Origin of the sequence: Leifsonia xyli subsp. cynodontis DSM 46306, assembly GCF_000470775.1 — a bacterium.
Lineage (GTDB): Bacteria > Actinomycetota > Actinomycetes > Actinomycetales > Microbacteriaceae > Leifsonia > Leifsonia cynodontis.
Genome location: NC_022438.1, coordinates 1,122,537 through 1,146,470 on the forward strand (window position 1 = coordinate 1,122,537; position 23,934 = coordinate 1,146,470).

The following is a 23,934-nucleotide window of genomic DNA, read 5'->3' on the forward strand; positions in this document are numbered from 1 at the left end:
TCAGTTGTGTCGGCGGTTGCGCCGACGCACCTAGATGGTCAGCGCGGTAATCCCGCCGACGATGACGACCAGGCCGACGGCGTTCCAAAAGTTCCACCAGAAGAGTGCCCCATGATCTTTCTCCTTATCTCAAGGTGGACCAGCTCGCGTTAGATTGGGACGACCAGCTTACAGATCAGGTTCCCGCTGAGTACAAGTCAGCCCTGAGGAAGGCGGCAACCTACTCCGACACTATGCACATGAGCATGGCTGGTATCTACGACCAGCTGACCAGCGAGTACGGCGAGAAGTTCAGCGCCGAAGCTGCCCAGTATGCGGTCGACAACGTGCAGGCCGACTGGAATGCAAACGCCCTCGCGAAAGCCAAGAGCTACCAGGAGACCATGAGCATGTCACCCGAGGCGATCCGTGACCAGCTCGTCAGCGAGCACGGCGAGAAGTTCACTGCAGAACAGGCTGACTACGCCATTCAGAACCTCAACTGATACGACGGTACCCATCGCGCAACGACAGACGAGCCCCGGCCCATCCGAAGGTGTGCCGGGGCGACAGGGACGCCTGAGACGCTGTTAGCGCGTACTGGACTGGTGGCCGTTTCGGTTTCGGCGGCGCACCCAGACCACCGCGGCGACCACGGCCGTCACAACGATCACCGCACCCACCACCACAAGCGTGTTCCAGAGGATCATGATGGCAACTCCTTAGTGGTCGTTCCAGCTGACTCGCGCCGACTCGCCGCTCACAGTGAGCTGCAACCAGAAGACGGTGCTATAGGGGCATGGCGCACATCTGCGCGTTGATGCTGAGGCGGGCGATGTTGCCCGCGGGTCTGGCGAGGCTCGGGGATGCGCCGCATGCGCCGATGATCGTGTATTCGTAGCCGTATGCGTTGGTGACCTGGTTTGTGCCCAGGTTGTAGGAGGCGCGGAACGCCAGCTGCACAACACCGACCCACGTGTCGATCTTGCAGTTGCTGTATGTTCTTCCGCTGACGCTGCATCCGCTGATCCCCCGACCTGCTCGAGGTCCCTCGGCCGTCGGGGTCTCCAACCGGGTCACCGCGATCGAACCATCCTCGTAGGTGCTGACCGTGTATTCGCCGTCCGCCGCCGAGCGCTCATCCACGGTTACGGGCTTCGAACTGCTCGACAGCGAATCCCAGGTCTCACCAGCGAGATAAGTTTCAATCAGCCGGTCTTGCGTCGCCTGCGAGGCGCCGTACTCGGAGAGGAAACCGCGTGCCGACGCAAGGGCGGGGTCCTCGCTCGCAGCTGCCGGTGCTGAGGGCAGTGCTGTCAGTGATGCCGCTGTCGCCAACCCGGCCAGAGCAGCCATTGTCTTCGTCATCGTGAACATGCTGTCCTTCCATCCGAGGCTCCATTGGCTCAGATGAAAAACAGGATGTCAGAGATTCCATACCTTATCGAGGGGCGCATCGACCCCAAGCGCAATTCCCCAGGATCTCCAAAGAAACCGCGGCGCGTGGACATCCTCGTCCTCTCCCGTCCGAATGACGTCCGAACCGGCCCGTCGTGTGGATCCGAGTCGATTCCAAGGCGTGGGTCCGGCCGGATCTGCACTGGCTGCCTGCTAAGCTGCTCTCTCGGTAGACATCCTTTAACGAGCCGTCCTGTGAGGCGGGGAAGGAGGTCGGCGTGACAGTGCGCACTGTGCTGCAGCAGGCTGACATCTCCCGGGCATTGACTCGGATCTCGCACGAGGTCCTGGAGTCCAACCGGGGCACCGACGATCTGGCGATCCTGGGCATCCCGACGCGCGGCGTCGTGCTCGCCCGGAGGATCGCCGAGAGCATCCAGCGGATCGAGCCGGAGGCGGTCGGGGCGTCCGCTGACATCGTGGGGGCGCTCGATGTGACCATGTATCGAGACGATCTGGCACGGAACCCCACGCGAGCGCCGCAGCCGACCTCGCTGCCGGGGCCGATCGACGGCAAGACCGTGGTGCTGGTGGATGACGTGCTCTTCTCCGGGCGTACCATCCGGGCCGCTTTGGATGCGCTCAGCGATCTGGGGCGGCCGCGGGCGGTCCGGCTGGCGGTGCTGGTCGATCGCGGGCATCGGGAGTTGCCGATCCGGGCCGACTTCGTGGGCAAGAACCTGCCCTCCGCCGCGTCGGAGCGGATCTTCGTGCGGTTGGCCGAGGTGGACGGCGAGGAGGCCGTGACGATCGAGGAGGGCGGCGCATGAGGCACCTGCTGTCGACCAAGACGCTGGGGCGCGAGGACGCGATCCGGCTGCTGGATGTGGCCGAGGACATGGCGGACGTGCAGGAGCGGGAGGTGAAGAAGCTGCCGACGCTGCGGGGGAAGACGGTGGTGAACCTCTTCTTCGAGGACTCGACGCGCACTCGGATCTCGTTCGAGGCGGCGGCGAAGCGGCTCTCGGCGGATGTCATCACTTTCTCGGCGAAAGGGTCGAGCGTGTCCAAGGGCGAGAGCCTGAAGGACACCGCCCAGACGCTCGCGGCGATGGGGGCCGACGCCGTCGTCGTCCGGCACCACTCGTCCGGCGCGCCGCAGACGCTCGCGGCGAGCGGCTGGATCGACGCGGGCATCGTCAACGCGGGCGACGGCACGCACGAGCACCCGACGCAGGCGCTGCTCGACGCGTTCACGATGCGCAGACGGCTGCACGGGGCCGGCTCGCGCGGCCGCGACCTCGACGGGGTCGCCGTGACGATCGTGGGCGACATACTGCACTCCCGCGTGGCGCGCTCGAATGTCTGGCTGCTGCGCACGCTCGGCGCCGAGGTGACGCTGGTCGCCCCGCCGACGCTGCTGCCGGTGGAGGTGTCGGGCTGGTCGGCGACGATCGGCTACGACCTGGACGCGGTGCTGGCCGACGGCCCGGATGTCGTGATGATGCTGCGCATCCAGGCGGAGCGGATGAACGCGGCGTTCTTCCCGACCACGCGGGAGTACTCGCGGCGCTGGGGCCTCGACGACGAACGGCTGGCCCGGCTCGGGGCGGATAGCATTGTGATGCACCCGGGGCCGATGAACCGCGGGCTGGAGATCTCGGCGGCGGCGGCCGACTCGCCGCGCTCGACGGTGAGGGAGCAGGTCGCGAGCGGCGTGTCCGTGCGGATGGCCGCCCTCTACCTTCTGCTGTCCGGCGACCGAGAAGTGTGAATGAGGCGAGCGAGAAGATGAGCGACGAAACATTTGTGATCACAGGCGCGACGCTGGCCGACGGCTCCCGCACCGACCTGCTCCTCTCCCAGGGCCGCATCCAGGAGACCGGAGTCGGTCTCTCCGCGGCGGGCGCGACCGTGGTGGACGCGGACGGGCTGCTGGCGCTGCCCGGGCTCGTCGACCTGCACACGCACCTCCGCGAGCCGGGCTATGAGCAGAGCGAGACCGTCTTGACCGGAACGCGCGCGGCGGCGGCCGGCGGGTTCACCGCGGTGTTCGCGATGGCGAACACCTCGCCGGTGGCCGACACGGCCGGGGTCGTCGAGCAGGTGCTGAGCCTGGGGGAGGCGGCCGGGTACGCGACCGTGCGCCCGATCGGCGCGGTGACGGTGGGGCTGGAGGGCGAGCGGCTGGCGGAACTCGGCGCGATGGCCGACTCCCGCGCCCGCGTGCGGGTGTTCTCCGACGACGGCAGATGCGTCTCCGACCCGCTGCTGATGCGCCGGGCGCTGGAGTACGTCAAGGCGTTCGACGGCGTGATCGCCCAGCACGCGCAGGAGCCGAGGCTGACGGCCGGGGCGCAGATGAACGAGGGGGCCCTCTCCGGCGAACTCGGGCTGGCCGGCTGGCCGGCGGTGGCCGAGGAGTCCATCATCGCGCGGGATGTGCTGCTCGCCGAACACGTCGGCTCCCGCCTGCACGTCTGCCACGTCTCCACCGCGGGCTCGGTGGATGTCATCCGCTGCGCGAAGGCGCGCGGGATCGAGGTGACCGCCGAGGTCACTCCCCACCATCTGCTGCTGACCGAGGAGCTCGCGAGCGGGTACGACGCCCGCTACAAGGTCAACCCGCCGCTGCGCCGCTCCGAGGACGTCGAGGCGCTGCGCGCGGGGCTCGCGGACGGCACGATCGACATCGTCGCGACCGATCACGCGCCGCATCCCGTCGAGGCGAAGGACTGCGAGTGGGACGCCGCGGCGTTCGGGATGGTCGGGCTGGAGTCCGCGCTCTCGGTCGTGCAGTCGTCGGTGGTCGACACGGGGATGCTCGACTGGGCGGACATCGCCCGGGTGCTCTCGGCGGTCCCCGCGCGCATCGGCCGGCTGGCCGGGCACGGCACGCCGATCGAGGCGGGCGCGCCCGCCGAGCTGTTTCTCTACGACCCGGCGGTCTCGCGAGAGTTCTCCGTCGGCGACCTGGCCGGCAAGGGCGTCAACTCACCGTACCTCTCGATGGCGCTGCCCGGCCGGGTGGTCGCGACTTTCCACCGTGGGTACGCCACGGTGCTGGACGGGAGGGTCGTCGACGGCCTGGGGGCGACGCGTGGATAAGCTCCTGCCCGTTCTCGGGACACTGGCGGTCGTCGCCCTCGCGTTCGCGCTCGCGCTCGCCGGCTGGCGCCGCCGGGTGCGCCGCGATGCGCTCGCCGGCGGCGGCTACCCCGCTCCGGAGACACCCGCGGCGTCGGCCGCGACGGCCGATGTCCTCTATGTCGCCACCACGAGGGCCGGTGAGCATCTGGAGCGCCTGGCGCTGCCCGGGCTCGCCTACCGGGGCAAGGGCACGGTCGACGTCTCCTCCGACGGGTTGTGCCTCGTCGTCGCGGGGGAGCAGCCGGTGTTCATCCCGGCCTCCGCCCTGACCGGCACCGGTCCGGCGTCGGTCGCGATCGACCGGGCGGTGGAGCCCGGCGGTCTCCTCCGCGTCGGCTGGACGACCTCCGGCGGCGTTCCCTCCGACAGCTACTTCCGGGTCGTGGACCCGGCGCTCCGCGGTTCCCTGACCGTGGCGATCGACAGAATCCTCCCCGGCTCGGCGAGCCCGGCGGACACGAGTGAAAGTGAGGAGTGACATGGGCGCATTCGACCCAGCGGTCCTGGTCCTCGAAGACGGCAGACGCTATCCGGGACGGGCCTACGGCGCCCGTGGGCGGACGTTCGGCGAGGCCGTGTTCGCGACCGGGATGACCGGCTACCAGGAGACCGTGACGGACCCGTCCTATGCGGGCCAGATCGTGCTGATGACGGCCCCGCACATCGGGAACACCGGCGCGAACGACGAGGATATGGAGTCCCGCCGGATCTGGGTCGCCGGTTTCGTGGTGCGCGAGCCCAGCCGCGTCGTCTCGAACTTCCGCGCGCAGCGCAGCCTCGACGACGACCTGATCGATGAGGGCGTCGTCGGCATCAGCGGCATCGACACGCGCGCTGTGACGCGCCACATCCGTTCGGCCGGCGCCATGCGCGCCGGCATCTTCTCGGGTGAGGACGCCGAGCTGAGCGAGGGGGAGCAGCTCGACCTCGTGCTCGAGGGAGCCCGGATGACCGGGCGGAGCCTCTCGGCGGAGGTCTCCACGGTCGAGCCCTACACGGTGCCCGCGGTGGGCGAGCGGATCGGCTCGGTCGCCGTGCTCGACCTCGGCGTCAAGAAGTCGACGCTGGAGAACCTCGCGGGCCGCGGCCTCGACGTCCACGTCCTGCCGCAGCAGGTCTCGGCGCGCGATGTGCTGAGTCTGAGTCCGGCCGCGCTGTTCTTCTCGAACGGCCCCGGCGACCCGCAGGCGTCCGATCGGCACGTTGCCCTGCTCCAGGAGACGCTGCGCGCGGGTCTGCCGTACTTCGGCATCTGCTTCGGCAACCAGCTGCTCGGCCGCGCGCTCGGCCTCGGCACGTACAAGCTGCCGTTCGGGCACCGCGGGATCAATCAGCCGGTGCTCGACAAGCGCACGGGCCGCGTGGAGATCACCGCGCAGAACCACGGGTTCGCGGTCGAGGCGCCGATCGAAGGCACCTTCGACTCGCCCGCCGGCTTCGGGCGGGTCGAGGTGAGCCACTTCAGCCTCAACGACAACGTCGTGGAGGGGCTCAACTGCCTCGATCTCCCGGCGTTCAGCGTGCAATACCACCCAGAGGCGGCGGCGGGACCGCACGACGCCAACTACCTGTTCGACCGGTTCCTCACCATGATCAAGGATCGCACCGCAACCCAGGAAGGCGCCGACTGATGCCCAAGCGCACCGACATCCACTCCGTCCTGGTCATCGGCTCAGGCCCCATCGTCATCGGCCAGGCCTGCGAGTTCGACTACTCCGGCACGCAAGCCTGCCGCGTGCTCAAACAGGAGGGCGTTCGCGTCATCCTGGTGAACTCCAACCCGGCGACCATCATGACCGACCCCGACTTCGCCGATGCGACCTACGTCGAGCCGATCACCTGGGAGGTCATCGAGACGATCATCGCCAAGGAGAGGCCCGACGCGATCCTGCCGACCCTCGGCGGTCAGACCGCCCTCAACGCCGCTATGCAGCTGCACGAGCACGGCGTGCTGGAGAAGTACGGCGTCGAGCTGATCGGCGCGAAGTTCGAGGCGATCCAGAAGGGCGAGGACCGCCAGATCTTCAAGGACCTGGTCATCGCCGCGGGGGCCGATGTCGCGCGCTCGCACATCGCGCACACCGTGGAGGAGGCGCTGGCGTTCGCTGAGGACCTCGGCTATCCGCTGGTCGTGCGCCCGTCGTTCACGATGGGCGGCCTCGGCTCCGGCTTCGCCCACACCCCGGAGGAGCTGCGCCGGATCGCCGGCGACGGCATCCACCAGAGCCCGACCAGCGAGGTGCTGCTGGAGGAGTCCATCCTCGGCTGGAAGGAGTACGAGCTGGAGCTGATGCGCGACACCGCGGACAACACGGTGGTCGTCTGCTCCATCGAGAACGTGGACCCGGTGGGCGTCCACACCGGCGACTCCATCACGGTCGCGCCCGCGCTCACACTGACCGACCGCGAGTACCAGAAGCTGCGCGATATCGGCATCGACATCATCCGCGCCGTGGGCGTCGACACCGGCGGTTGCAACATCCAGTTCGCTGTGGACCCGGCCGACGGGCGCGTGATCGTCATCGAGATGAATCCGCGCGTCTCCCGCTCGTCCGCGCTCGCCTCCAAGGCCACCGGCTTCCCGATCGCCAAGATCGCGGCCAAGCTCGCGATCGGCTACCGCCTGGACGAGATCCCGAACGACATTACCGGCGTCACCCCGGCGAGCTTCGAGCCGACGCTGGACTACGTGGTCGTCAAAGTCCCGCGCTTCGCCTTCGAGAAGTTCCCGGCCGCCGACCCCACGCTGACCACCACGATGAAGTCTGTCGGCGAGGCGATGGCGATCGGCCGCACCTACACGAGTGCGCTCCAGAAGGCGCTGCGGTCGCTGGAGAAGCGCGGCTCGTCGTTCCACTGGGGCGCCGAGGACCGCACCGTCGAGGAGCTGCTGGAGACCATCGCGACGCCGACCGATGGCCGGATCGTGGATGTGCAGCAGGCGCTGCGGCTCGGCGCGACGCCCGAGCAGGTCTTCGAGGCCACCAAGATCGACCCGTGGTTCATCGACCAGATCGTGCTCCTCAACGAGGTCGCCGAGCAGATCCGCGCGGCGGAGACGCTCGACACCGGCACGCTGCGCGTTGCGAAGGACCACGGCTTCTCCGACGCGCAGATCGGGGCGCTGCGCGGATTCGGCGAGTCCGATGTGCGCGAGGTGCGGCACATCCTGGGCGTGCGGCCGGTCTACAAGACCGTGGACACTTGCGCGGGCGAGTTCCCGGCGCTCACGCCCTACCACTACTCGTCCTACGACGAGGAGACGGAGGTCGAGCCGCGCGAGAAGCGCAAGGTCGTCATCCTGGGCTCGGGCCCCAACCGCATCGGCCAGGGCGTCGAGTTCGACTACTCCTGTGTGCATGCGTCGTTCGCGCTGCACGACGCCGGGTACGAGACGATCATGATCAACTGCAACCCGGAGACGGTCTCCACGGACTACGACACCTCCGACCGCCTCTACTTCGAGCCGCTCACGCTCGAGGATGTGCTGGAGGTCATCCACGCGGAGTCGCAGTCCGGCGAGCTGGTCGGCGTGGTGGTGCAGCTGGGCGGCCAGACCGCGCTCGGGCTCGCGAAGGGCCTGGAGGAGGCGGGCGTCCGCGTCCTCGGCACCACCCCGAGCGCGATCGATCTGGCGGAGGAACGCGGCCTGTTCGCGGACATCCTCGAGAACGCGGGCCTGGTCGCCCCGCGCAACGGCACAGCGGTCGACTACGCGAGCGCGCTGCACGCCGCGGAGCAGATCGGTTACCCGGTGCTGGTGCGTCCGAGCTTCGTGCTCGGCGGACGCGGGATGGAGATCGTCTACGACAGCGACTCGCTCGCGTCCTACTTCGACCGCGTCGCCGGTGAGGGGATCGTGGGACCTGCGCACCCGCTGCTGGTCGACCGCTTCCTGGACGATGCGATCGAGATCGACGTCGACGCCCTGTTTGATGGAGAGCGGCTCTACATCGGCGGAGTGATGGAGCACATCGAAGAAGCGGGCGTCCACTCCGGAGACTCGAGCTGCACGCTGCCCCCGATCACGCTCGGCCGCCGTGAGATCGACCGCGTGCGCGAGGCCACGCGGAAGATCGCCGAGGGGATCGGTGTGCGCGGGCTGCTCAATGTGCAGTTCGCGATCAGTGCGGGCGTGCTCTACGTGCTCGAGGCGAACCCGCGCGCATCGCGGACGGTCCCCTTCGTGTCCAAGGCGCTCGGCATCCCGCTCGCCAAGGCGGCCTCCCGGATCATGGTCGGGGACACGGTCGACGGACTCGTGGCGGAGGGTCTGCTCCCGGCGCAGGACGGCTCGATCATCCCGATGGACTCGCCGGTGGCGGTCAAGGAGGCGGTGCTGCCGTTCAAGCGGTTCCGCACGCGCGAGGGCAAGATCGTGGACTCGGTTCTCGGTCCGGAGATGCGTTCGACCGGCGAGGTCATGGGCATCGACAAAGACTTCCCGACCGCGTTCGCCAAGAGCCAGGCGGCGGCCTACGGCGGGATGCCGCTGAAGGGCACCGTGTTCGTCTCGGTCGCCGACGGCGACAAGCGCGCGATCGTGCTCCCGGTGCTGCGCCTGCAGCAGCTCGGCTACGCCATCCTCGCGACAGAGGGCACCGCCGAGGTGCTGAACCGCAACGGGATCGCGGCGCGCGTCGTCCGCAAGCACAGCGAGACAACGGACGGCGACTCGATCGTCGACCTCATCACGCGAGACAAAGTGGATGTGGTGATCAACACTCCGAGCGGCCGCCCTGCGCGCGCCGACGGCTACGAGATCCGGGCCGCGGCCGTCGCGGGCGACAAGCCGCTGTTCACGACCCTCGCCGAGCTGAGCGCGGCTGTCGCCTCGCTCGACGCGGTGCGGCACGGCTTCGCGGTGACCTCGCTGCAGGAGTACGCGGCGCAGAGGGCAGCGCGGCGGTGACGGAGGGCGCCCGGGGCGTCGTCCCCTTCGGCGACCGGCTGGCCGCGGTGTTCGATGCGCGCGGACGGCTGTGCGTCGGGATCGATCCGCACGCCCATCTGCTCGCAGCGTGGGGCCTGCCGGACTCGGCCTCGGGCGTACGCGAGTTCGGATTGCGGGTGGTGGACGCTGCCGCTGGCCGTGCCGGGACAGTGAAGCCGCAGGTGGCGTTCTTCGAGCGGTTCGGCGCCGCCGGATACGCTGCTCTGGAGGAGGTGCTCTCCGCCGCCCGGGCCGCCGGCCTGCTCGTGATCGCCGACGCGAAGCGCGGCGACATCGGCACGAGTGTGGCCGCATACGCCGAATCGTGGCTGACCCCAGGCTCCCCGCTGGAGGCGGACGCGCTCACCATCGCCGCTTTCCAGGGCGTCGGCTCGATCGACGCGCCCATGCGCCTCGCCGAGGCGACCGGAAAGGGCCTGTTCGTGCTGGCGGCGACCTCGAATCCGGAGGCCGCCACACTCCAGCAGGCGGTCGTGGCCTCGGGTCCGAATACCGGGTACACCGTGGCGCGTGCCATCATCGAAGACGTGCAGGTCTTCACCCAGGGGCAGCCCCCACATCCCTTCGCCTCCGTGGGCCTCGTGCTCGGCGCGACCCTCGATCTCCCCGCGTTCGGAATCGACACCGAACGGGTCTACGCGCCGGCGTTCCCGGTGCTCGCACCGGGCTTCGGCCACCAGGGCGCGCTGGTCGCAGACGCCCCTCGCCTGTTCGGCTCGCTGGCCCCCGGGGTCATCGTGAGCGAGTCCCGCGGGCTCCTGGCCACCGGTCCCGACGGTATCGCCGCAGCGATCGCCGGCCGCTCCGAGGAGGTGCGCGCCGCGCATGCCTGACCCCGTCGCCGAGGCAGCCACCGGGTCCGCGGACCGGCGTCGTCCCGCTCCGCCCGAGGTGGATCGGAAGGCCGCCAGCGCCGCCGCCGTCGCGGCCCGCCGCGCCCGCGCGAGCGTCAAAGCCGCCATCGCCGCCCGCGAGCTCTCGCCGCTGATCGTCCTCGACCACGCCACGGCCGACCCTGGGGGCGTGGAGGGACGCATCCGGGTCACCGAGTTCCTGCTCAGCGTCCCGGCCATCGGAACGACCAAGATGCAGGACGCCCTGCGCCGGCTCGGCATCGCCCCCTCCAAGCGGCTCGGCGGGCTCGGCCGGCACCAGCGGCTCCGGCTTCGCGACTTCCTCATCGAGCGCGAGGAGCGACCGGTCCGGCGGCGCAATCGCCTCGTGGTGCTGGCGGGCCCCACCGCTGTCGGCAAGGGCACGGTCTCGGCCTACATCCGGGAGAACTATCCCGAGGTGCTGCTCTCGGTCTCCGCGACCACCCGCTCGCCGCGTCCCGGCGAGATCGACGGCGTCAATTACTACTTCGTCGACGATGCCGCGTTCGATCGGATGATCGCGGCCGGCGACCTCCTCGAGCACGCGACCGTACACAACGCCTACCGCTACGGAACGCCGCGGGCGCCGATCGAGAAGGCGCTGGACGAGGGCAGGAGCGTCCTCCTCGAGATCGACCTCCAGGGCGCGCGCCAGGTGCGTGCGTCGATGCCGGAGGCCCGCCTGATCTTCCTGCTGCCCCCGACCTGGGAGGAGCTGGTTCGCCGGCTCGTCGGCCGGGGCACCGAAGGCGCCGTCGAACAGCAGCGCCGTCTGGAGACCGCGAAGGTCGAACTGGCCGCCCAGAACGAGTTCGACCACCGCGTTGTGAACCACACGGTCGCCGATGCCGCCCGGGAGGTCGTAGACTTGATGATGCTTCGCCCGGCGCCGGTACGTCCGTCAACCGCCTAGGCTGTCCGCCCTCGTCGTGCCGCATCCCGGCGGCGCCGCTTTCGTTCCGCGCAGCGCACGTTCTGCCTCAAGCAAGGAGACCTTCCGCATGGCCACCAGCACCAACGGCATCATCGACCCGCCCATCGACGACCTCCTCTCCAAAGTCGAGTCCAAGTACGCGCTCGTGATCTTCGCCTCGAAACGCGCTCGGCAGATCAACGATTACTACGCAGACCTGCACGAGGGCAGCCTGTTCGACAACGTCGGACCGCTTGTGGACTCGTCGGTGGACGACAAGCCCCTCTCGGTGGCCATGCACGAGATCAACGAGGACAGACTCGTTCTCAAACCGATCGCCGCCGCCGAATAAGACAAGCACCGGGGCTTCCGCCGGGCACGGCCTGGCCGTCGCGGCCGATGGCCGCGGAAGGACCCTGCCGTTGAGGGGGTGACGCCGTGAGCGCGCGCTTGACCATCGTCGTCGGAGTGACCGGCGGCATCGCCGCCTACAAAGCCGTGGGCGTGATCCGGGCGCTCGTGCTCGAGGGCCACTCCGTCCACGTCGTCGCGACGGAGGCCGCGCTGCGGTTCGTTGGCCGGCCGACGTTGGAGGCGATCAGCAGGAACCCCGTCGCGACCGATCTGTACGAGGGCGTCGCGGAGGTGCGGCATGTGGCCATCGGCCAGTCCGCCGACCTCATCGTGATCGCTCCGGCGACGGCCAACACCATCGCCAAGCTCGCCGCGGGGCTCGCCGACGATCTGCTCGGCAACACCGTCCTCGCCTCCACCGCCCCCCTCGTGATCGCCCCGGCGATGCACACCGAGATGTGGCAGAACCCGGCGACGGCGGCCAACATCGCGACGCTCACCGACCGCGGTGTGATCGTCGTCGGTCCCGCGTCCGGTCCGCTGACGGGCAGCGAGAGCGGACCGGGCCGTCTCGAGGAGACCGAGACCATCGTCCGGACGGCGTTGCGCGCCGTCGGCATCGCGCCGCGCCCGGTCGTCTCGGCGGTCCCCGAGCTCGCGGCCGACATCGTCGTGCTCTCGGAGCGCCGGCGTGCGAACGAGGCCGCGCGGCGGCCGCGCGGCGGGGTGGACCTCCGCGGCAAGCGTGTCGTGATCACCGCCGGCGGGACCCGCGAGCCGTTGGACCCGGTGCGCTTCTTCGGCAACCGCTCCAGCGGCCGGCAGGGCGTCGCGCTCGCCTGGGCGGCGCAGGCGCGGGGAGCGGAGGTCGTGCTGATCGCGGCGTATCTGGAGATCGAGCCGCCGGACGGTGTCGAGTTCGTTCCGGTGCGGACCGCGCTGGAATTGCAGGAGGCCGTGACCGAGTCCGCCCGTGCCGCCGACATCGTGGTGATGGCGGCCGCCGTGGCCGACTACCGTCCGGCATCGAGTCGCGACAGCAAGATCAAGAAATCCGAGACAGGGGAGACCCTGACGCTGGAGCTCGTCGCCAATCCCGACATCCTCGCCGGGCTCACCCGCGAGAAGCGTCACGGGCAGGTGATCGTCGGCTTCGCGGCCGAGACGGAGCCCGACCCGTCGGCTCTCATCGAACGGGGCCGCGGCAAGCTGGCGGCCAAGGGCGCGGACTTCCTCGTGCTCAACCAGGTGGCCTGGGATCAGGGCTTCCAGACGGAGAACAACGCGGTCGTCGTTCTGCGCAGGGGCGGAGATATAGTGATGGAGGCCTCCGGGAGCAAACTGTCGGTGGCCGATCGTATTCTCGACGTCATCGTCTGAGACCCGGCAGCGAACAGAGGCCGGCACCGAACAGGAGCACTATGGCCGATCTGCGTCTCTTCACGTCCGAGTCTGTGACCGAGGGCCACCCGGACAAGATCTGCGATCAGATCTCCGACAGCATCCTCGATGCCCTGCTCGCCGTCGACGAGCACAGCCGTGTCGCCGTCGAGACGCTCGTGACCACCGGTCTCGTGCATGTGGCCGGTGAGGTCACCACCAAGGGCTATGTCGAGATCCCGGCGCTCGTGCGGGACACCATCGTAGAGATCGGCTACGACTCCTCCGATGTCAGCTTCGACGGCACGCAGTGCGGTGTCTCCGTCTCGATCGGCGCCCAGTCGCCGGACATCGCACAGGGCGTCGACAATGCGCTGGAGACGCGATCCGAGCAGAGCCGGGACGACCTCGACCGGCAGGGCGCGGGCGACCAGGGCATCATGTTCGGCTTCGCCACCACCGAGACCCCGCAGTACATGCCGCTGCCGATCTGGCTGGCTCATCGGCTCGCCGAACGTCTTGCGGCGGTGCGCAAGGACGGCACGCTCGGCTATCTGCGCCCGGATGGCAAGACCCAGGTCACGATCGGCTACGAGGGCTATGTGCCGAAGAGCGTGCAGACCGTCGTGCTGTCCACCCAGCACGCGTGGGACATCCCCAGCGAGCGCCTGCGAGCGGAGGTGATCGAGCAGGTCATCGAGCCTGTCATGCATGCCGCGGGAGTGGAGACCTCGCACATCCGCACTCTGATCAACCCCACCGGCCGCTTCGAGATCGGTGGGCCGAAGGGGGACGCCGGTCTCACCGGCCGCAAGATCATCGTCGACACCTATGGCGGCGCGAGCCGTCACGGCGGCGGCGCGTTCTCCGGCAAAGACCCGTCGAAGGTGGACCGCTCGGCCGCGTACGCTCTGCGCTGGGTGGCGAAGAACGCGGTCGCCGCGGGGCTCGCGGACCGGCTCGAGGTGCAGATCGCCTACGCGATTGGCAAGGCCGCCCCGGTCGGGCTCTACGTCGAGACCTTCGGCACCGCTCACGTTCCGGACGAACGCATCATCCACGCCATCCGTGAGGTCTTCGATCTGCGACCGGCCGCCATCGCGCGCGACCTCGACCTGCTCCGTCCGATCTACGCGCGCACGGCGACGTACGGCCACTTCGGCCGCGAGCTCCCGGACTTCACCTGGGAGCGGCTCGACCGCGTCGACGACCTGCGCTCGGCCGCGGGGCTGTAGCCGTGCCGGCGGCCGCCCGGGTCGCTCGCGTCGTCCTCGATTCGCCGCTCCCGCAGCTCGACCACTTCTTCGACTATCTCGTCCCCGAGGAACTGGCCGCCCAGGCGTTCCCCGGCGTCCGTGTGCGCGTTCCGCTTCGCACCGCGGGACGGGTCGCCGACGGCTACCTCGTGGAATGGGCCGGGCCCGAGGGCGCCTATGAGGGTCGGCTCAGCCTGATCGAGTCGGTCGTCTCGCCGGTGCCGGTGCTCACGCCCGGGGTGTGGCGGCTGGCGCGGCGGCTGGCCGACCGCAGCGCCGGGACGGCCAGCGACATCCTGCGCCTGGCGATTCCCGGGCGGATGGTGCGCGTCGAGAAGCAGTGGCTTGCCCAGCCGGAGAGCGAGCGCAACCCGGCAGCGTCCCCCCCGGCGATCGGCGTGCGCGGGTACGGCGAGTGTACGCTGGAGACCGCCGTCGCGCGCGGCGAACGCCTAGCCCTCCGCGCCCTGCCCCGGCTCAGCCCGCTGCCGGACGGCACCTGGGTGGGCGAGTGGGCGATCACCCTCGCTGCGCTCGCGGCCGCGACCTGGAGCACAGGGCGTTCGGCGATCCTGGCTGTGCCCGATCACCGCGATCTGGAGCAGCTGTCGGCAGCCCTGGCTGCGATCGTGCCGGCCACGGCGGTGGTCCGCACCGATGCGTCACAGGCCAACGCCGACCGCTACCGCGGTTTCTTGGCGGCGCTGGCCGGGCCGCGCATCCTGATCGGCAACCGCTCGGTGGTGTACGCTCCCGCGGACGACCTGGGACTGATCGCGGTCTGGGAGGACAGCGACCCCCTGCACGCGGAACCGCTCGCGCCCTATGTCCACACGCGGGACGCGGCCCTCGTCCGGCAGGAGCTGACCGGCTGCGGGCTCGTCGTGAGCGGGCTCGTCCGCAGCGTCGAGGCTCAGCGGCTGGTCGAGCTGGGCTGGCTTCGGGACACGGCTCCCGAACGGGCGTCTGCGCCGAAAGTCGTTCTGACCTCGGCGCAGCAGGCGGACGAGCCCGCCGCCCGCGCGGCGCGCATCCCCTCGGGAGCCTGGCGGGCGGCCCGGAAAGCCCTGGATCACGGCCCCGTGCTCGTGCAGGTGGCGCGCCCCGGTTACGCCCCGCTGCTAGCTTGCGCGAGCTGTGGCCAGGCCGCGCGCTGCACCCGCTGCACCGGGCCGCTCGGCCAGAGACAGGCGGGGGCGAGGCCCTCGTGCCAGTGGTGCGGCGCGCTCGCGACCGACTGGAGCTGCTCGCGCTGCGAGCACACGGCGTTCCGGATGGTCACGCCCGGTTCGGGACGCACAGCGGAGGAGCTGGGCCGGGCCTTCCCCGGTACGCGCATCGTCCTGGCGGACGGCGACCATCCGGTGCGGCGTATCGGGCCGGCCCCAGCGCTCGTGGTCGCCACCCGCGGGGCCGAGCCGATCGCGGACGGCGGCTACCGCGCTGTCCTGCTGCTCGACGGAGAGCGGATGCTCGCCCGGGAGAGCCTGCGCGTGGCCGAGGACTGCCTTCGCTGGTGGACCAGCGCCGCCGTCCTCGCCGCGCCCGGCGCGCCCACCGTGCTCGTCGGGGTGTCCGGCGCTCTCGCGCGGGCCTTCGCGACCGGCCGGCTGGTGGACTTCGCCCGCGAAGAGCTCGCCGACCGGCGCGGACTCCGTTTTCCGCCCGCGGTGCGGCTCGCCTCGATCACGGGCGCTCCGGCGGCCGTGGACGCGGTCGTCGCCGCGGTGGGTCCCGGTCTGCTCATCGACGTGCTCGGTCCGGTGGAGGTGGGCGAGAAGACGGTGCGCAGCATCCTGCGCTTCGAGTACGCGCGTGGAGCCGAGATCGCGGCAGCTGTGCGGGGCCAGGTGGTGCGGAACGCGACGCAGCGCCGGAAGGCGCCGGCCGGACGCGGCGGCTACCGCCCCGCTCCGTCGCTGCGCGTGCGCTTCGACGATCCGGAGATCCTCTGACCCTCCGAATGGTGGCTTGCTGCCGTTGCTTCCGCGGAATGACGGGCCGGTTGACCTCGTTTGGGGTCGGTTGGAATCGGTTGGTCTCGGGGTGTTTGTGGGCAAAGTGTGGGCAGGGTGGACCGGGGTACACGCGAGTGGGGGTACCCAGTAGTTCTTGTGTGTGCGATGCTGTGCAGTACACAAACCCGCTGCTCAGGAAAGGGCAATAGGCTTGCATCATGACGAACCTAGCGATGACCACACTTCGGGGGGTCGCGCATGGAGCGATCATCGGAGTGACGGGGAACACGAGCCGAGCGACAGCAATGCGGGAGAGCTTGCAGGCATTCCAGGCGCAGAAGTCGAACAGCCAGATGCAGGCGGCGAAGCGGAAGGGTCGCAAGGGCTCCAAATAGCCCTCTCTCACACGGGTCCCCTTCCTTCACCGGCAACTCTCGCCGGTTACGACCAGCTTGTTCCGGGCACTGCTCAGCGGATGATCGAGCAGCAGCTATACAACGAGTCCGTGACGAGTGAGGCTATTCGACGTCTCACGAAGGCAGAGGCTTTCGGAGTTGTCACCGGTGCTGTTGGGGCGCAGCTCCTGACGATTGGTGGTCTGGTTGCGGCCGTGACGTTGATCGTTCTGGGCTATCCGGCCGCATCGATCGCTGGCATCATCCCTGCGATCCTGGGTGCCAGCACGCAGGTTGTTACCGCTTGGCGGAGTAATCGCCCGCCCGACGAGGACTAGCGCTCGCCGAGGAAGCCGTCCGCACGGGTGTAGCACAGCTGATCATCGAGCGAGATGAATCCCTCGAAAGCGCCGATGAGCGGAATAGGTTATTAGAGGTTCGGTTCCCTTTATCCGAGGTGGCAGCCTTGTCGGGTGTGGGCAGGGGGGTGTTTGTGGGCAGAGTGTGGGCAAGGGTGTGGCTTCTGAAGAACGCCTGTGCGGTCACCCGGCGGCACGTCATGTGATGTAGGGCCTAATGTCTGGGTAGACGATGGTGTAGCCTGTAGATGCGCGGGTGATCGTCAGCAACTGTCAAGTTGCACCCGCTGAGCGGTTCATGCCGGTCGACGCGCATCACAAGGCCGCGATCCACGGATACGCGGCCTTCGTGCTGTCACTCCACGGATGCATCTTGAGGCCATAGGAAGTCAGTGGACTCCGCCGTCGCCGATATAGCCGCGGCGCAAGTGTCGATAGATAGCGCGGCTCCGAGTTGCCCCAGTGATCGGAATGAAACGCAGCTGCAGTTGCTGAGGTAACTAAGTCCGCGAGCTGCAGTTCTTCCAGTCGCTGAGGCTGTTCGATCGTTCCTCCGCCGGCTGCGAGAGCGGGCCAGTAGATCTCGCAGCCAGGAAGACGACGCAGTATGTTTTCGTACTTGCGTAAGTCGGATAGCTTCACATTGGATCTGCGCCATCGTATAGTCCAGGATTTCTCCGGCGTCGCGCGCCAACCATGATAAGCGCTCAAGCAAGAACCTCAGCTGGTATAGATACACCTGGCTCTGGTTCAAGGTGGCCGGCGGCAGATGTCGTTTGCATGCGACGACACTGATCACCCGGAGCCACTGTTGTCCGGCTATGACTTGCGCTATCCGCATCCGATCCGTGTGAGAGCGGATGTTTTTCCACGTGAGGTAGTTCCCGGAGGGCTTCCGAAGATCCGCCCGAAGACCCTCAAGCAGCCCGTTGATTTTGTCACTGTTCGAGTCGCGCACGACAACCGCGGAGAGAATGAAATGGTCACTCGCCTTCGGGGTGTGGCCCCGGTCTCCTGACTCGTCGATGTAAGCGTGAAGCACGGACATCAAACTGCCACCGAATGCCGCGCGCGCGCAAACCCGAGCACTACTGCAATATCTAAGCGCGGAAATGAAACGCCGAAACGGCCCCGGCCTACCGCCTCAATTGAGGGGTAGGCCGGGGCGTGGTGGGTGTTAGGGGTTGGCGGGCGCGCTGATTCTCGACTTCCTGGGCGTGTTGTGGTATTTTCCACGTATGGCGGGCCTTGTAGGAACGTCATCCGCCTGGGGCCTCGCTGAGCGAGGCCCTCAGTGCTTTACGGGGTCCAGGCTTTAAGGTGTCCACACGTAATACGAGTGGAGGAAGGGGCGCGCGAGGTCACTGAGCTTCGCCACTTCCCGCGTCGGTCGCGGATGGGCGTTCTGGACGAACCTCTTGCGGAGGTAGACGTAGGTGAGCATGTCGACTGCTTGGAGCGCCCGATGTGCCCGCGAGTCCTCCCACCTGAAGTCGGGCAGTATCGTTGAGAGATCCCGAGGGTTGTAGCCGGGCGTGCGACCCCTGGCCTGGAACTGGTTGATTCGAGCCTGATGATGCGCCGCGTCTGGCACCTGATCTGCCGTGATGACGACTTTCTCGTCCTGCGAAGATGCGTAGTCATGAACGCGCTCGAGGGCGTACTGCAGTGCGATCTCGTGCGGAGGCGTCGGGTTAGTGTACCGCTGGGCGAGCCGATCAATGCGTCGGACTCCGCCGACGATCCACACACCTCCGGAGGCGCAGATCTTGCCGACCGCGGCCCGGTAGATGCTGAAGGCCACCTGAGGCGTCTGTCTGAGACATGCCCACTCTCCGCTGCGCTGAAAGAGCTGCTGGCCGTGGAACTCGATGCCCATCGGCACATGGGAGTGCCGCTTGTTGGTCTCGAAAACGATTTTATCAAGAGCGAGGCCCAGCATCCGATTCTGGTGCGCGGTTAGCACAAGCACACCGATGAGATAAACGTCTCCCTCGATGTATGACTCATCGACATAGGCATAAAGCACAGCCGCTATTTTCCCGTACAACGCGACGCTGACGCTAACATCGAACGCTACCGATACGAGACCGCCCCGGCCCACCCGTAAGGGGGTGGGCCGGGGCGTGGCGGCATCCAGCGCTATCCGGTAAATGTTGCGGAGTGTGAGTTGGGGTTGCCTGGGGTAGGTGGTTGTTTTGTCGGTGGTCGAATCGTTGTGGGTGGTAAGCGCCCGGGTTTCGGTGAAACGCCGCAGATAGTACGCAAAAGTCCCGAGAATGCGTGCATTCTATGCTGTAAGTAAGCATTCGGGATGAAAAGAGCGGAGCGCCGACATGACGGAAACCAGCCCCACCGGCCGCGCAAAAGGCGGCGCCGCAAGAGCAGCCAATGGGAGTACACGTAGACCATGTTGATAAAAAGTGATGTTATGGCTCGTGTAAAAGACGGCACTCATGCCATCCCTTTTCTCGGGTGGTGGTTTCTGGCCTTAGGCCGAAGGGACCGGTCGAAGCGGAGGGGAATCCGTTCTCTTGCTGTCGTGACCTCGGTCGTAGCGGGTCTGACGTTCTCGCTCGTCGGCGTTCAGTCGGCGTCCGCCGGTGTGGGTTCTGTGTCATCGGGGCAACGTGTGGTGAGCCCATCTGGGCATGGTCTCGTGAGTATCGGGGACTCTTTCACTGCAGCCTACGGTGTTGGCGCGGATGTAGGAGGCCCCGCTGCCGTGTGTGGCCAGTCCGATTCCAGCGTGGGACGTCTGGTAGGCAGCGCAGCCGGTTACTCTGTCACTGATGTTACCTGCATGGGCGCAACGGCCCGAGGCATGGTCAATGGCCAGGACAGGACCGACAGCGATGGCAAAACGATCCACATTCCACCCCAGATTAACGCATTGAACTCCTCCACCGACATGGTTCTTGTCTCCGCTGGAGGCACCGACCTGGGCTTCTCAAGAGTCATTATTTCTTGCCTTGCCGAATCCGGCAAGGGTCCTGTTGCAGAGACGGGTTCGAGGACGTGTCGTCAGGATTACGTGAAGAATGGTCACGACGAATTGGACCGCAGGATCACTGACGTTGTGGGACCGGCCCTCGATGCTCTTTATGGTCAGATCAGCGCGCGTGCGCCGCACGCGCGGAAGTTCGCCTACGACTATCCGGATCTGTTCCCTGACCGGGCGAACACTCCGGCGGCTGGCTGTTACGCGTTCACGACGACCGGGACGGGCGATTTGAAGGAAACCGACATGCCTTTCACGGATGAGGATGTGGTGTATCTTCACCAGGTTCAGGACAAGTTGAACGGTCTCATCAAGAGAGAGGCAGAAAAGTATGGCTTCACCCTCCTTCCTGCAAGCAGCCGCAGCCAGGCACGGACTGCTTGTAGCGCTGCACCCCATTGGGTGAATGGTCTCAACGCCCTCGGCGCGCCAGACCGTAATGGTGAAGCCTTCCACCCCACACGCGTTGGCATCGCCCACTACGTCGATGTTTTCAAATACGCAACAAAGAAAAACTGACGGGTCCATCCCGAGAAGCCGGCCAGCATCGGCATGGCGTACAGCGGGAACCGGCACCGTAAACGATCGGTGATTTCCGGGTGATGATGCAAAGCCCCTGAAGGGGTGTCGCATATTGCGACACCCCTTCTCCCATGCCCGGGCCGCCGGCACACGACAAAAACCCGCCCCGGCCTACCGCCTCAATTGAGGGGTGGGCCGGGGCGTGGTGGTGGGTGTTAGGGGTTGGCGGGTGGGGTGGTTGTGGGGTCCTGCGTCGGGTTGGCGGGGGTTTGCGGGTCGGTCTTTTTGATGGTGCCGAGGCCGATGGTTGTCAGCCACCGGTTGATGGTGGGGATGGCCATGATGCGGGTGAGGGCGGCGGCAATCCCGGTGACGATGCCGGCGAGGCCGACCAGCCACAGGTAGACCTTCGAGGTGAGGGGCAGGCCGAGGGCGTCGATGACCTGCGGGAGGATCACGGCGAAGGTCAGGAAGGCGGGGATCCCTGTCTGGATGATGGTGCGGAGGACCCGTTGGCCGGTGTGAATAATCTCCGGGATCTCGGCGGTGAGGTGCTTGCTCATGATTCTCCTTCGGGGAGGTGTGGTCGGGGGTTGTTCTTCTCGATGTCGGTGAGGCGTTCGCTGAGGCGGTGATCGGTGCGGGTTTGTTCTTGGTCGGCGTCGGCGAGACGGCCGATATCGCGTTGCATGCCCCGTTGGGTGCGTTGCACCTCATCGAGGCGCTCTCCGTGGGTGTCCTGGGTTGCGCGGACGGCTGTGATCTCGCTGATGACCGCTGTGATCTCGCTGATGAGTTCGTTGTGGCGGTGGTCGGATTCGTCGCGGAGGTTGGTGGTGTGGCTGTTCGTGACTTGTTCTTTGACCTCGCGGGTGTCGGATGCGATGTTTTTCACGGCGCGGCGGGTGCGGGCGCCCAGCACGATCGAGATCACGATCGCGGCCATACCACCGGCCGCGGTCACGGCCGCGGCGATCAACGTCGCCCACCCCATGGGAATGTCGGGCATGGTGTTCCCCTCTCATGGGGTTCGGGAGAGGGTTCTAGGTGGATGCGTGGGCGAACACGTCCTTGATCGCGGTCTCGCACGCGGCCTGGACTTGTTCAGGGGTGAGGGAGAGGCCACTGTTGGCCTGGATGCCGGCCAGCACGGCCGGGACGAGAAGGGCGGACACGGACTTCGCGAGGGCCACGGGGTCGCCGCCCTGTTGTGCGCGGAGGCGTGCGGTGCGGGATGCGAGGATGCCCCATACCGTCCCGTCGCCTTCCGCGTGGACGGGCTCGATGAGGCCGGTGCGGGTCAGGGCTTGGAACTCGTCCGCGGTCAGCCAGTCGAGGGTCCCGTCCGGGTTCAACGTGCCGATCGCGCCGGAGGCGTCGCCCGTTTTGATCAGCTGGATTTTCATGTCCTCCTCCAGAGGGGTTGGGGTTGTGAACGCTGTGGTCAGCGACGTTTGGGCTTTGTTACGGTCGATGGGGGTGGACGTGTACTGCCATACCGTCCAGTCAGGCCACCACCGGATGGGTGGTGGGGACGGGGTGTAGGAGGCGATCCACAAGGGCGCGCCGGCCGCCACGACGGCGGACCAGTCGGCGGCGTCCATGAGCGACTTGTTCAGATACACGCCCGGGACCACCCTGAGACGGGTCTTCACCTGGTTCAGGAAGGCGAGCGCCTGCGCGGGGCTCCACGCCCGGGTGCCTGTGGATGCCTCGTCCTCGATATCGAGCCACAGCGAATCCCCGGCGACGTAGGCGAGGTTGTCGGCGAAGAAGTCCGCGCACACCACTGGGTCGAGGTTCCCGTTGAAGAAGTAATGCCCGACATGCCTCCCCGCGGCCCGCGCGAGCGCGACCTGTGCCCGGTAGCAGGACCCGACGGTGAGTCCAACATTGGCGCGGCTTTGTTGGAGCACACCACTGAGGTTGCTAGGGCGTGGATCCACACTTTCGTCGCGAACGGCGGCACCACGATAGCAGCGCCGGCCGTGATCCAGGAGCGGGGGCCGGCCGTGGCTGTGCCGGTCCAGGAGAACCCCGAATAGTAATTCGCAGCCGTGCGGGTTTTGAGTTTTCCGAGGGGGGCGCCGGAGAGTTGGTCGAGTCGGGCGTTGATGCGTTTGATCTCGCCGAGGATAGAGGCGTTGAACCCGGTCGGGTCGTCCACAGCCATCGGTCACACTCCTTGCATTGCCAGTTTCACTGTTGTTCATGCGTCATCGCCCTCAGCGGCGACGCATCATGTCATGATGTAGCGTCCCGTTGATGAGTCAGGGACCCACATGTGGTTTCGAATGTTGACCGGGCGGCCATGGGTTGTAGATCCTTGCATGCTGAGTTTCACTGTTGTTGATGCGTCGCCGCTGAGGGTGATGATGCGCATGGTGTAGCCGCCGGGTGGGGAGTCGGGGACCCAGATGTGTTCTCGAACGTTGACCGTGCAGAGCTGCCCTAACGTGTAGGTGCCGGCCAGGGGTGGCTGGGACCCATCGACCTCGAGCCCGAACTGGATTATCGGGTTCTGGGCGAGCGCGAGATCCCCGGCGACAGCGGCGTCCAGTGTGCTCTGGACAGTTATGTCTTTGTAGTCTTTCTGCTGCTCCAGGTCGGGCCAGTCGGCGTTGACAAGGGTGTCGTCGCTTGCCGTGGACATGAGCGTGTCCACGTCGGAGCCGGCCCCGTTGCCCCACTGCCGGGTGGCCATTTGGGAGGCGTCTTCCAGGTGGGTGAGTTTCTTCACCGGTGATCCTGGCTGGGTGGCGTCGAAGGCTACCGGGGACGGTGTGATCAGCAAGGGCTGTTCGGTGGTGCCGATGCGCATCAGCCAGTTGATCTGTGACCGGTTGCCGTCTGACCAGACCGGGGTGAAGTCGTGCTCGGGGCCGTTGATCAGACCGGAGAAGTCGATGAGCGCTGACCCGACTGTTTTCAGATTGAACCCGTTGTACGTTTTCACATGGGTGGGGTCGGTGTCGGTTTCGATCGTCGGGTAGATGATCGGCAGTGTGTTTCCGACGACGAAGGTGAGCATGCTGACGCAAATTGACCCGAGCGACATGCCCGTCCACCGCTGCGATTGCGTCGCATACGGGGGGACCCAGTTGATGATTTTCCGCCGGTCGAGGAGGCTGCGGAACCCGGCCGCGTTCAACGTCACCGTTTGCCCGTCGAATGCGCGCGTGGTGATCGGGCCGGCGAACACTGGAACACCGATCGCGTCGTGCGGGTTCTGCCATTCGATCACGAGGGTGGTCCGCCACGGGGTGGTGTTCAAGCGCATCAGGTCCCTGTTCGCCATGGTGAGCGCCCCAGGGGCGAGCTCGACCGTGGCCGTGTCATTACCGAGCAGTTCCCGCTTCCATGACGTGATGTTGCCGTCCAGCGGGGCCAGCATATCCTCGGTGACGGTCTCACACAGGAAAATGGCGTACGACATCGAA

22 protein-coding genes are annotated in these 23,934 nt (G+C 67.3%); 15 read left to right on the forward strand and 7 right to left on the reverse strand.

The features are described 5' to 3' along the window. The first annotated feature begins 134 nt into the window (after window positions 1-134). Complete coding sequence (locus tag O159_RS05325) at window positions 135-485, forward strand: Ltp family lipoprotein (RefSeq protein WP_021754724.1); 351 nt, start codon at window positions 135-137, stop codon at window positions 483-485. Between the two features lie 283 nt (window positions 486-768). Here O159_RS05325 and O159_RS14460 read toward each other — a convergent pair whose 3' ends face one another. Next, window positions 769-1,356, reverse strand: coding sequence for a hypothetical protein (locus O159_RS14460; RefSeq protein ID WP_021754725.1), 588 nt, complete (start codon window positions 1,354-1,356; stop codon window positions 769-771). A gap of 299 nt (window positions 1,357-1,655) precedes the next feature. On the opposite strand from O159_RS14460, the gene pyrR reads away from it, so the two are divergent. The 13 genes from pyrR to O159_RS05395 all read left to right on the forward strand — a co-directional run bounded on the left by pyrR (window position 1,656) and on the right by O159_RS05395 (window position 16,950). Continuing rightward, entirely contained in the window at window positions 1,656-2,207 is a 552-nt protein-coding gene (gene pyrR, locus O159_RS05335; protein WP_021754726.1) for a bifunctional pyr operon transcriptional regulator/uracil phosphoribosyltransferase PyrR, read from the forward strand. Beyond that, window positions 2,204-3,151 carry an aspartate carbamoyltransferase catalytic subunit gene (locus O159_RS05340; protein ID WP_021754727.1) on the forward strand — a complete coding sequence of 316 codons (948 nt, stop codon included), beginning with the start codon at window positions 2,204-2,206 and terminating at the stop codon, window positions 3,149-3,151. Before pyrR ends, O159_RS05340 begins: the two co-directional genes overlap by 4 nt. 17 nt (window positions 3,152-3,168) lie before the next feature. Next, window positions 3,169-4,485, forward strand: coding sequence for a dihydroorotase (locus O159_RS05345; RefSeq protein ID WP_043994049.1), 1,317 nt, complete (start codon window positions 3,169-3,171; stop codon window positions 4,483-4,485). After that, window positions 4,478-5,005 carry a PH-like domain-containing protein gene (locus O159_RS05350; protein ID WP_021754729.1) on the forward strand — a complete coding sequence of 176 codons (528 nt, stop codon included), beginning with the start codon at window positions 4,478-4,480 and terminating at the stop codon, window positions 5,003-5,005. The genes O159_RS05345 and O159_RS05350 overlap by 8 nt, the downstream gene beginning before the upstream one ends. A gap of 1 nt (window position 5,006) precedes the next feature. Continuing rightward, window positions 5,007-6,158: a glutamine-hydrolyzing carbamoyl-phosphate synthase small subunit gene (gene carA, locus O159_RS05355; RefSeq protein ID WP_021754730.1), complete on the forward strand. Its 1,152-nt coding sequence runs from the start codon at window positions 5,007-5,009 to the stop codon at window positions 6,156-6,158. After that, on the forward strand, window positions 6,158-9,439 hold the full coding sequence (gene carB / locus O159_RS05360) for a carbamoyl-phosphate synthase large subunit (protein ID WP_021754731.1): 3,282 nt from the start codon (window positions 6,158-6,160) through the stop codon (window positions 9,437-9,439). Before carA ends, carB begins: the two co-directional genes overlap by 1 nt. Further along, complete coding sequence (pyrF, locus tag O159_RS05365; RefSeq protein WP_021754732.1) at window positions 9,436-10,314, forward strand: orotidine-5'-phosphate decarboxylase; 879 nt, start codon at window positions 9,436-9,438, stop codon at window positions 10,312-10,314. Before carB ends, pyrF begins: the two co-directional genes overlap by 4 nt. Then, window positions 10,307-11,269 carry a guanylate kinase gene (gmk, locus tag O159_RS05370; protein ID WP_021754733.1) on the forward strand — a complete coding sequence of 321 codons (963 nt, stop codon included), beginning with the start codon at window positions 10,307-10,309 and terminating at the stop codon, window positions 11,267-11,269. The genes pyrF and gmk overlap by 8 nt, the downstream gene beginning before the upstream one ends. An 88-nt stretch (window positions 11,270-11,357) precedes the next feature. Further along, window positions 11,358-11,621, forward strand: a complete 264-nt coding sequence (gene rpoZ / locus O159_RS05375; protein WP_011185960.1) for a DNA-directed RNA polymerase subunit omega — start codon at window positions 11,358-11,360, stop codon at window positions 11,619-11,621. Window positions 11,622-11,719: 98 nt separating this feature from the next. Continuing rightward, window positions 11,720-13,003: a bifunctional phosphopantothenoylcysteine decarboxylase/phosphopantothenate synthase gene (locus O159_RS05380; protein ID WP_043994053.1), complete on the forward strand. Its 1,284-nt coding sequence runs from the start codon at window positions 11,720-11,722 to the stop codon at window positions 13,001-13,003. A 41-nt stretch (window positions 13,004-13,044) separates the two neighbouring features. Beyond that, window positions 13,045-14,238: a methionine adenosyltransferase gene (gene metK, locus O159_RS05385; RefSeq protein WP_021754735.1), complete on the forward strand. Its 1,194-nt coding sequence runs from the start codon at window positions 13,045-13,047 to the stop codon at window positions 14,236-14,238. A gap of 2 nt (window positions 14,239-14,240) precedes the next feature. Continuing rightward, window positions 14,241-16,214 carry a primosomal protein N' gene (locus O159_RS05390; protein WP_021754736.1) on the forward strand — a complete coding sequence of 658 codons (1,974 nt, stop codon included), beginning with the start codon at window positions 14,241-14,243 and terminating at the stop codon, window positions 16,212-16,214. A gap of 478 nt (window positions 16,215-16,692) precedes the next feature. Continuing rightward, complete coding sequence (locus O159_RS05395; RefSeq protein WP_021754738.1) at window positions 16,693-16,950, forward strand: hypothetical protein; 258 nt, start codon at window positions 16,693-16,695, stop codon at window positions 16,948-16,950. A 376-nt stretch (window positions 16,951-17,326) separates the two neighbouring features. On the opposite strand, the gene O159_RS16780 is transcribed toward O159_RS05395, so the two are convergent. Together O159_RS16780 and O159_RS05400 are read right to left on the reverse strand one after the other, a co-directional pair. Further along, the gene (locus O159_RS16780; protein ID WP_081689823.1) at window positions 17,327-18,019 is read right to left on the reverse strand and encodes a DUF3800 domain-containing protein; all 693 of its coding nucleotides are present in this window, start codon (window positions 18,017-18,019) and stop codon (window positions 17,327-17,329) included. 267 nt (window positions 18,020-18,286) lie between these two features. Beyond that, on the reverse strand, window positions 18,287-19,075 hold the full coding sequence (locus tag O159_RS05400; protein ID WP_021754739.1) for a DUF3800 domain-containing protein: 789 nt from the start codon (window positions 19,073-19,075) through the stop codon (window positions 18,287-18,289). Window positions 19,076-19,402: 327 nt separating this feature from the next. Here O159_RS05400 and O159_RS13890 point away from each other — a divergent pair, with 327 nt between their 5' ends. Next, window positions 19,403-20,491 carry an SGNH/GDSL hydrolase family protein gene (locus O159_RS13890; RefSeq protein ID WP_236609549.1) on the forward strand — a complete coding sequence of 363 codons (1,089 nt, stop codon included), beginning with the start codon at window positions 19,403-19,405 and terminating at the stop codon, window positions 20,489-20,491. 218 nt (window positions 20,492-20,709) lie between these two features. Here the strand turns inward: O159_RS13890 and O159_RS05410 are convergent, their stop codons facing one another. The 4 genes from O159_RS05410 to O159_RS05430 form a co-directional block, all read right to left on the reverse strand. Continuing rightward, window positions 20,710-21,057, reverse strand: coding sequence for a hypothetical protein (locus tag O159_RS05410; RefSeq protein WP_021754741.1), 348 nt, complete (start codon window positions 21,055-21,057; stop codon window positions 20,710-20,712). Next, complete coding sequence (locus O159_RS13190; protein WP_021754742.1) at window positions 21,054-21,503, reverse strand: DUF2746 domain-containing protein; 450 nt, start codon at window positions 21,501-21,503, stop codon at window positions 21,054-21,056. Before O159_RS13190 ends, O159_RS05410 begins: the two co-directional genes overlap by 4 nt. Window positions 21,504-21,537: 34 nt before the next feature. Continuing rightward, window positions 21,538-22,410 (reverse strand): glycoside hydrolase family 25 protein, encoded by an 873-nt coding sequence (locus O159_RS13195; protein WP_021754743.1) that lies wholly within the window; start codon window positions 22,408-22,410, stop codon window positions 21,538-21,540. A 323-nt stretch (window positions 22,411-22,733) separates the two neighbouring features. Further along, window positions 22,734-23,930: a hypothetical protein gene (locus O159_RS05430; RefSeq protein WP_021754744.1), complete on the reverse strand. Its 1,197-nt coding sequence runs from the start codon at window positions 23,928-23,930 to the stop codon at window positions 22,734-22,736. Window positions 23,931-23,934: the final 4 nt, after the last annotated feature.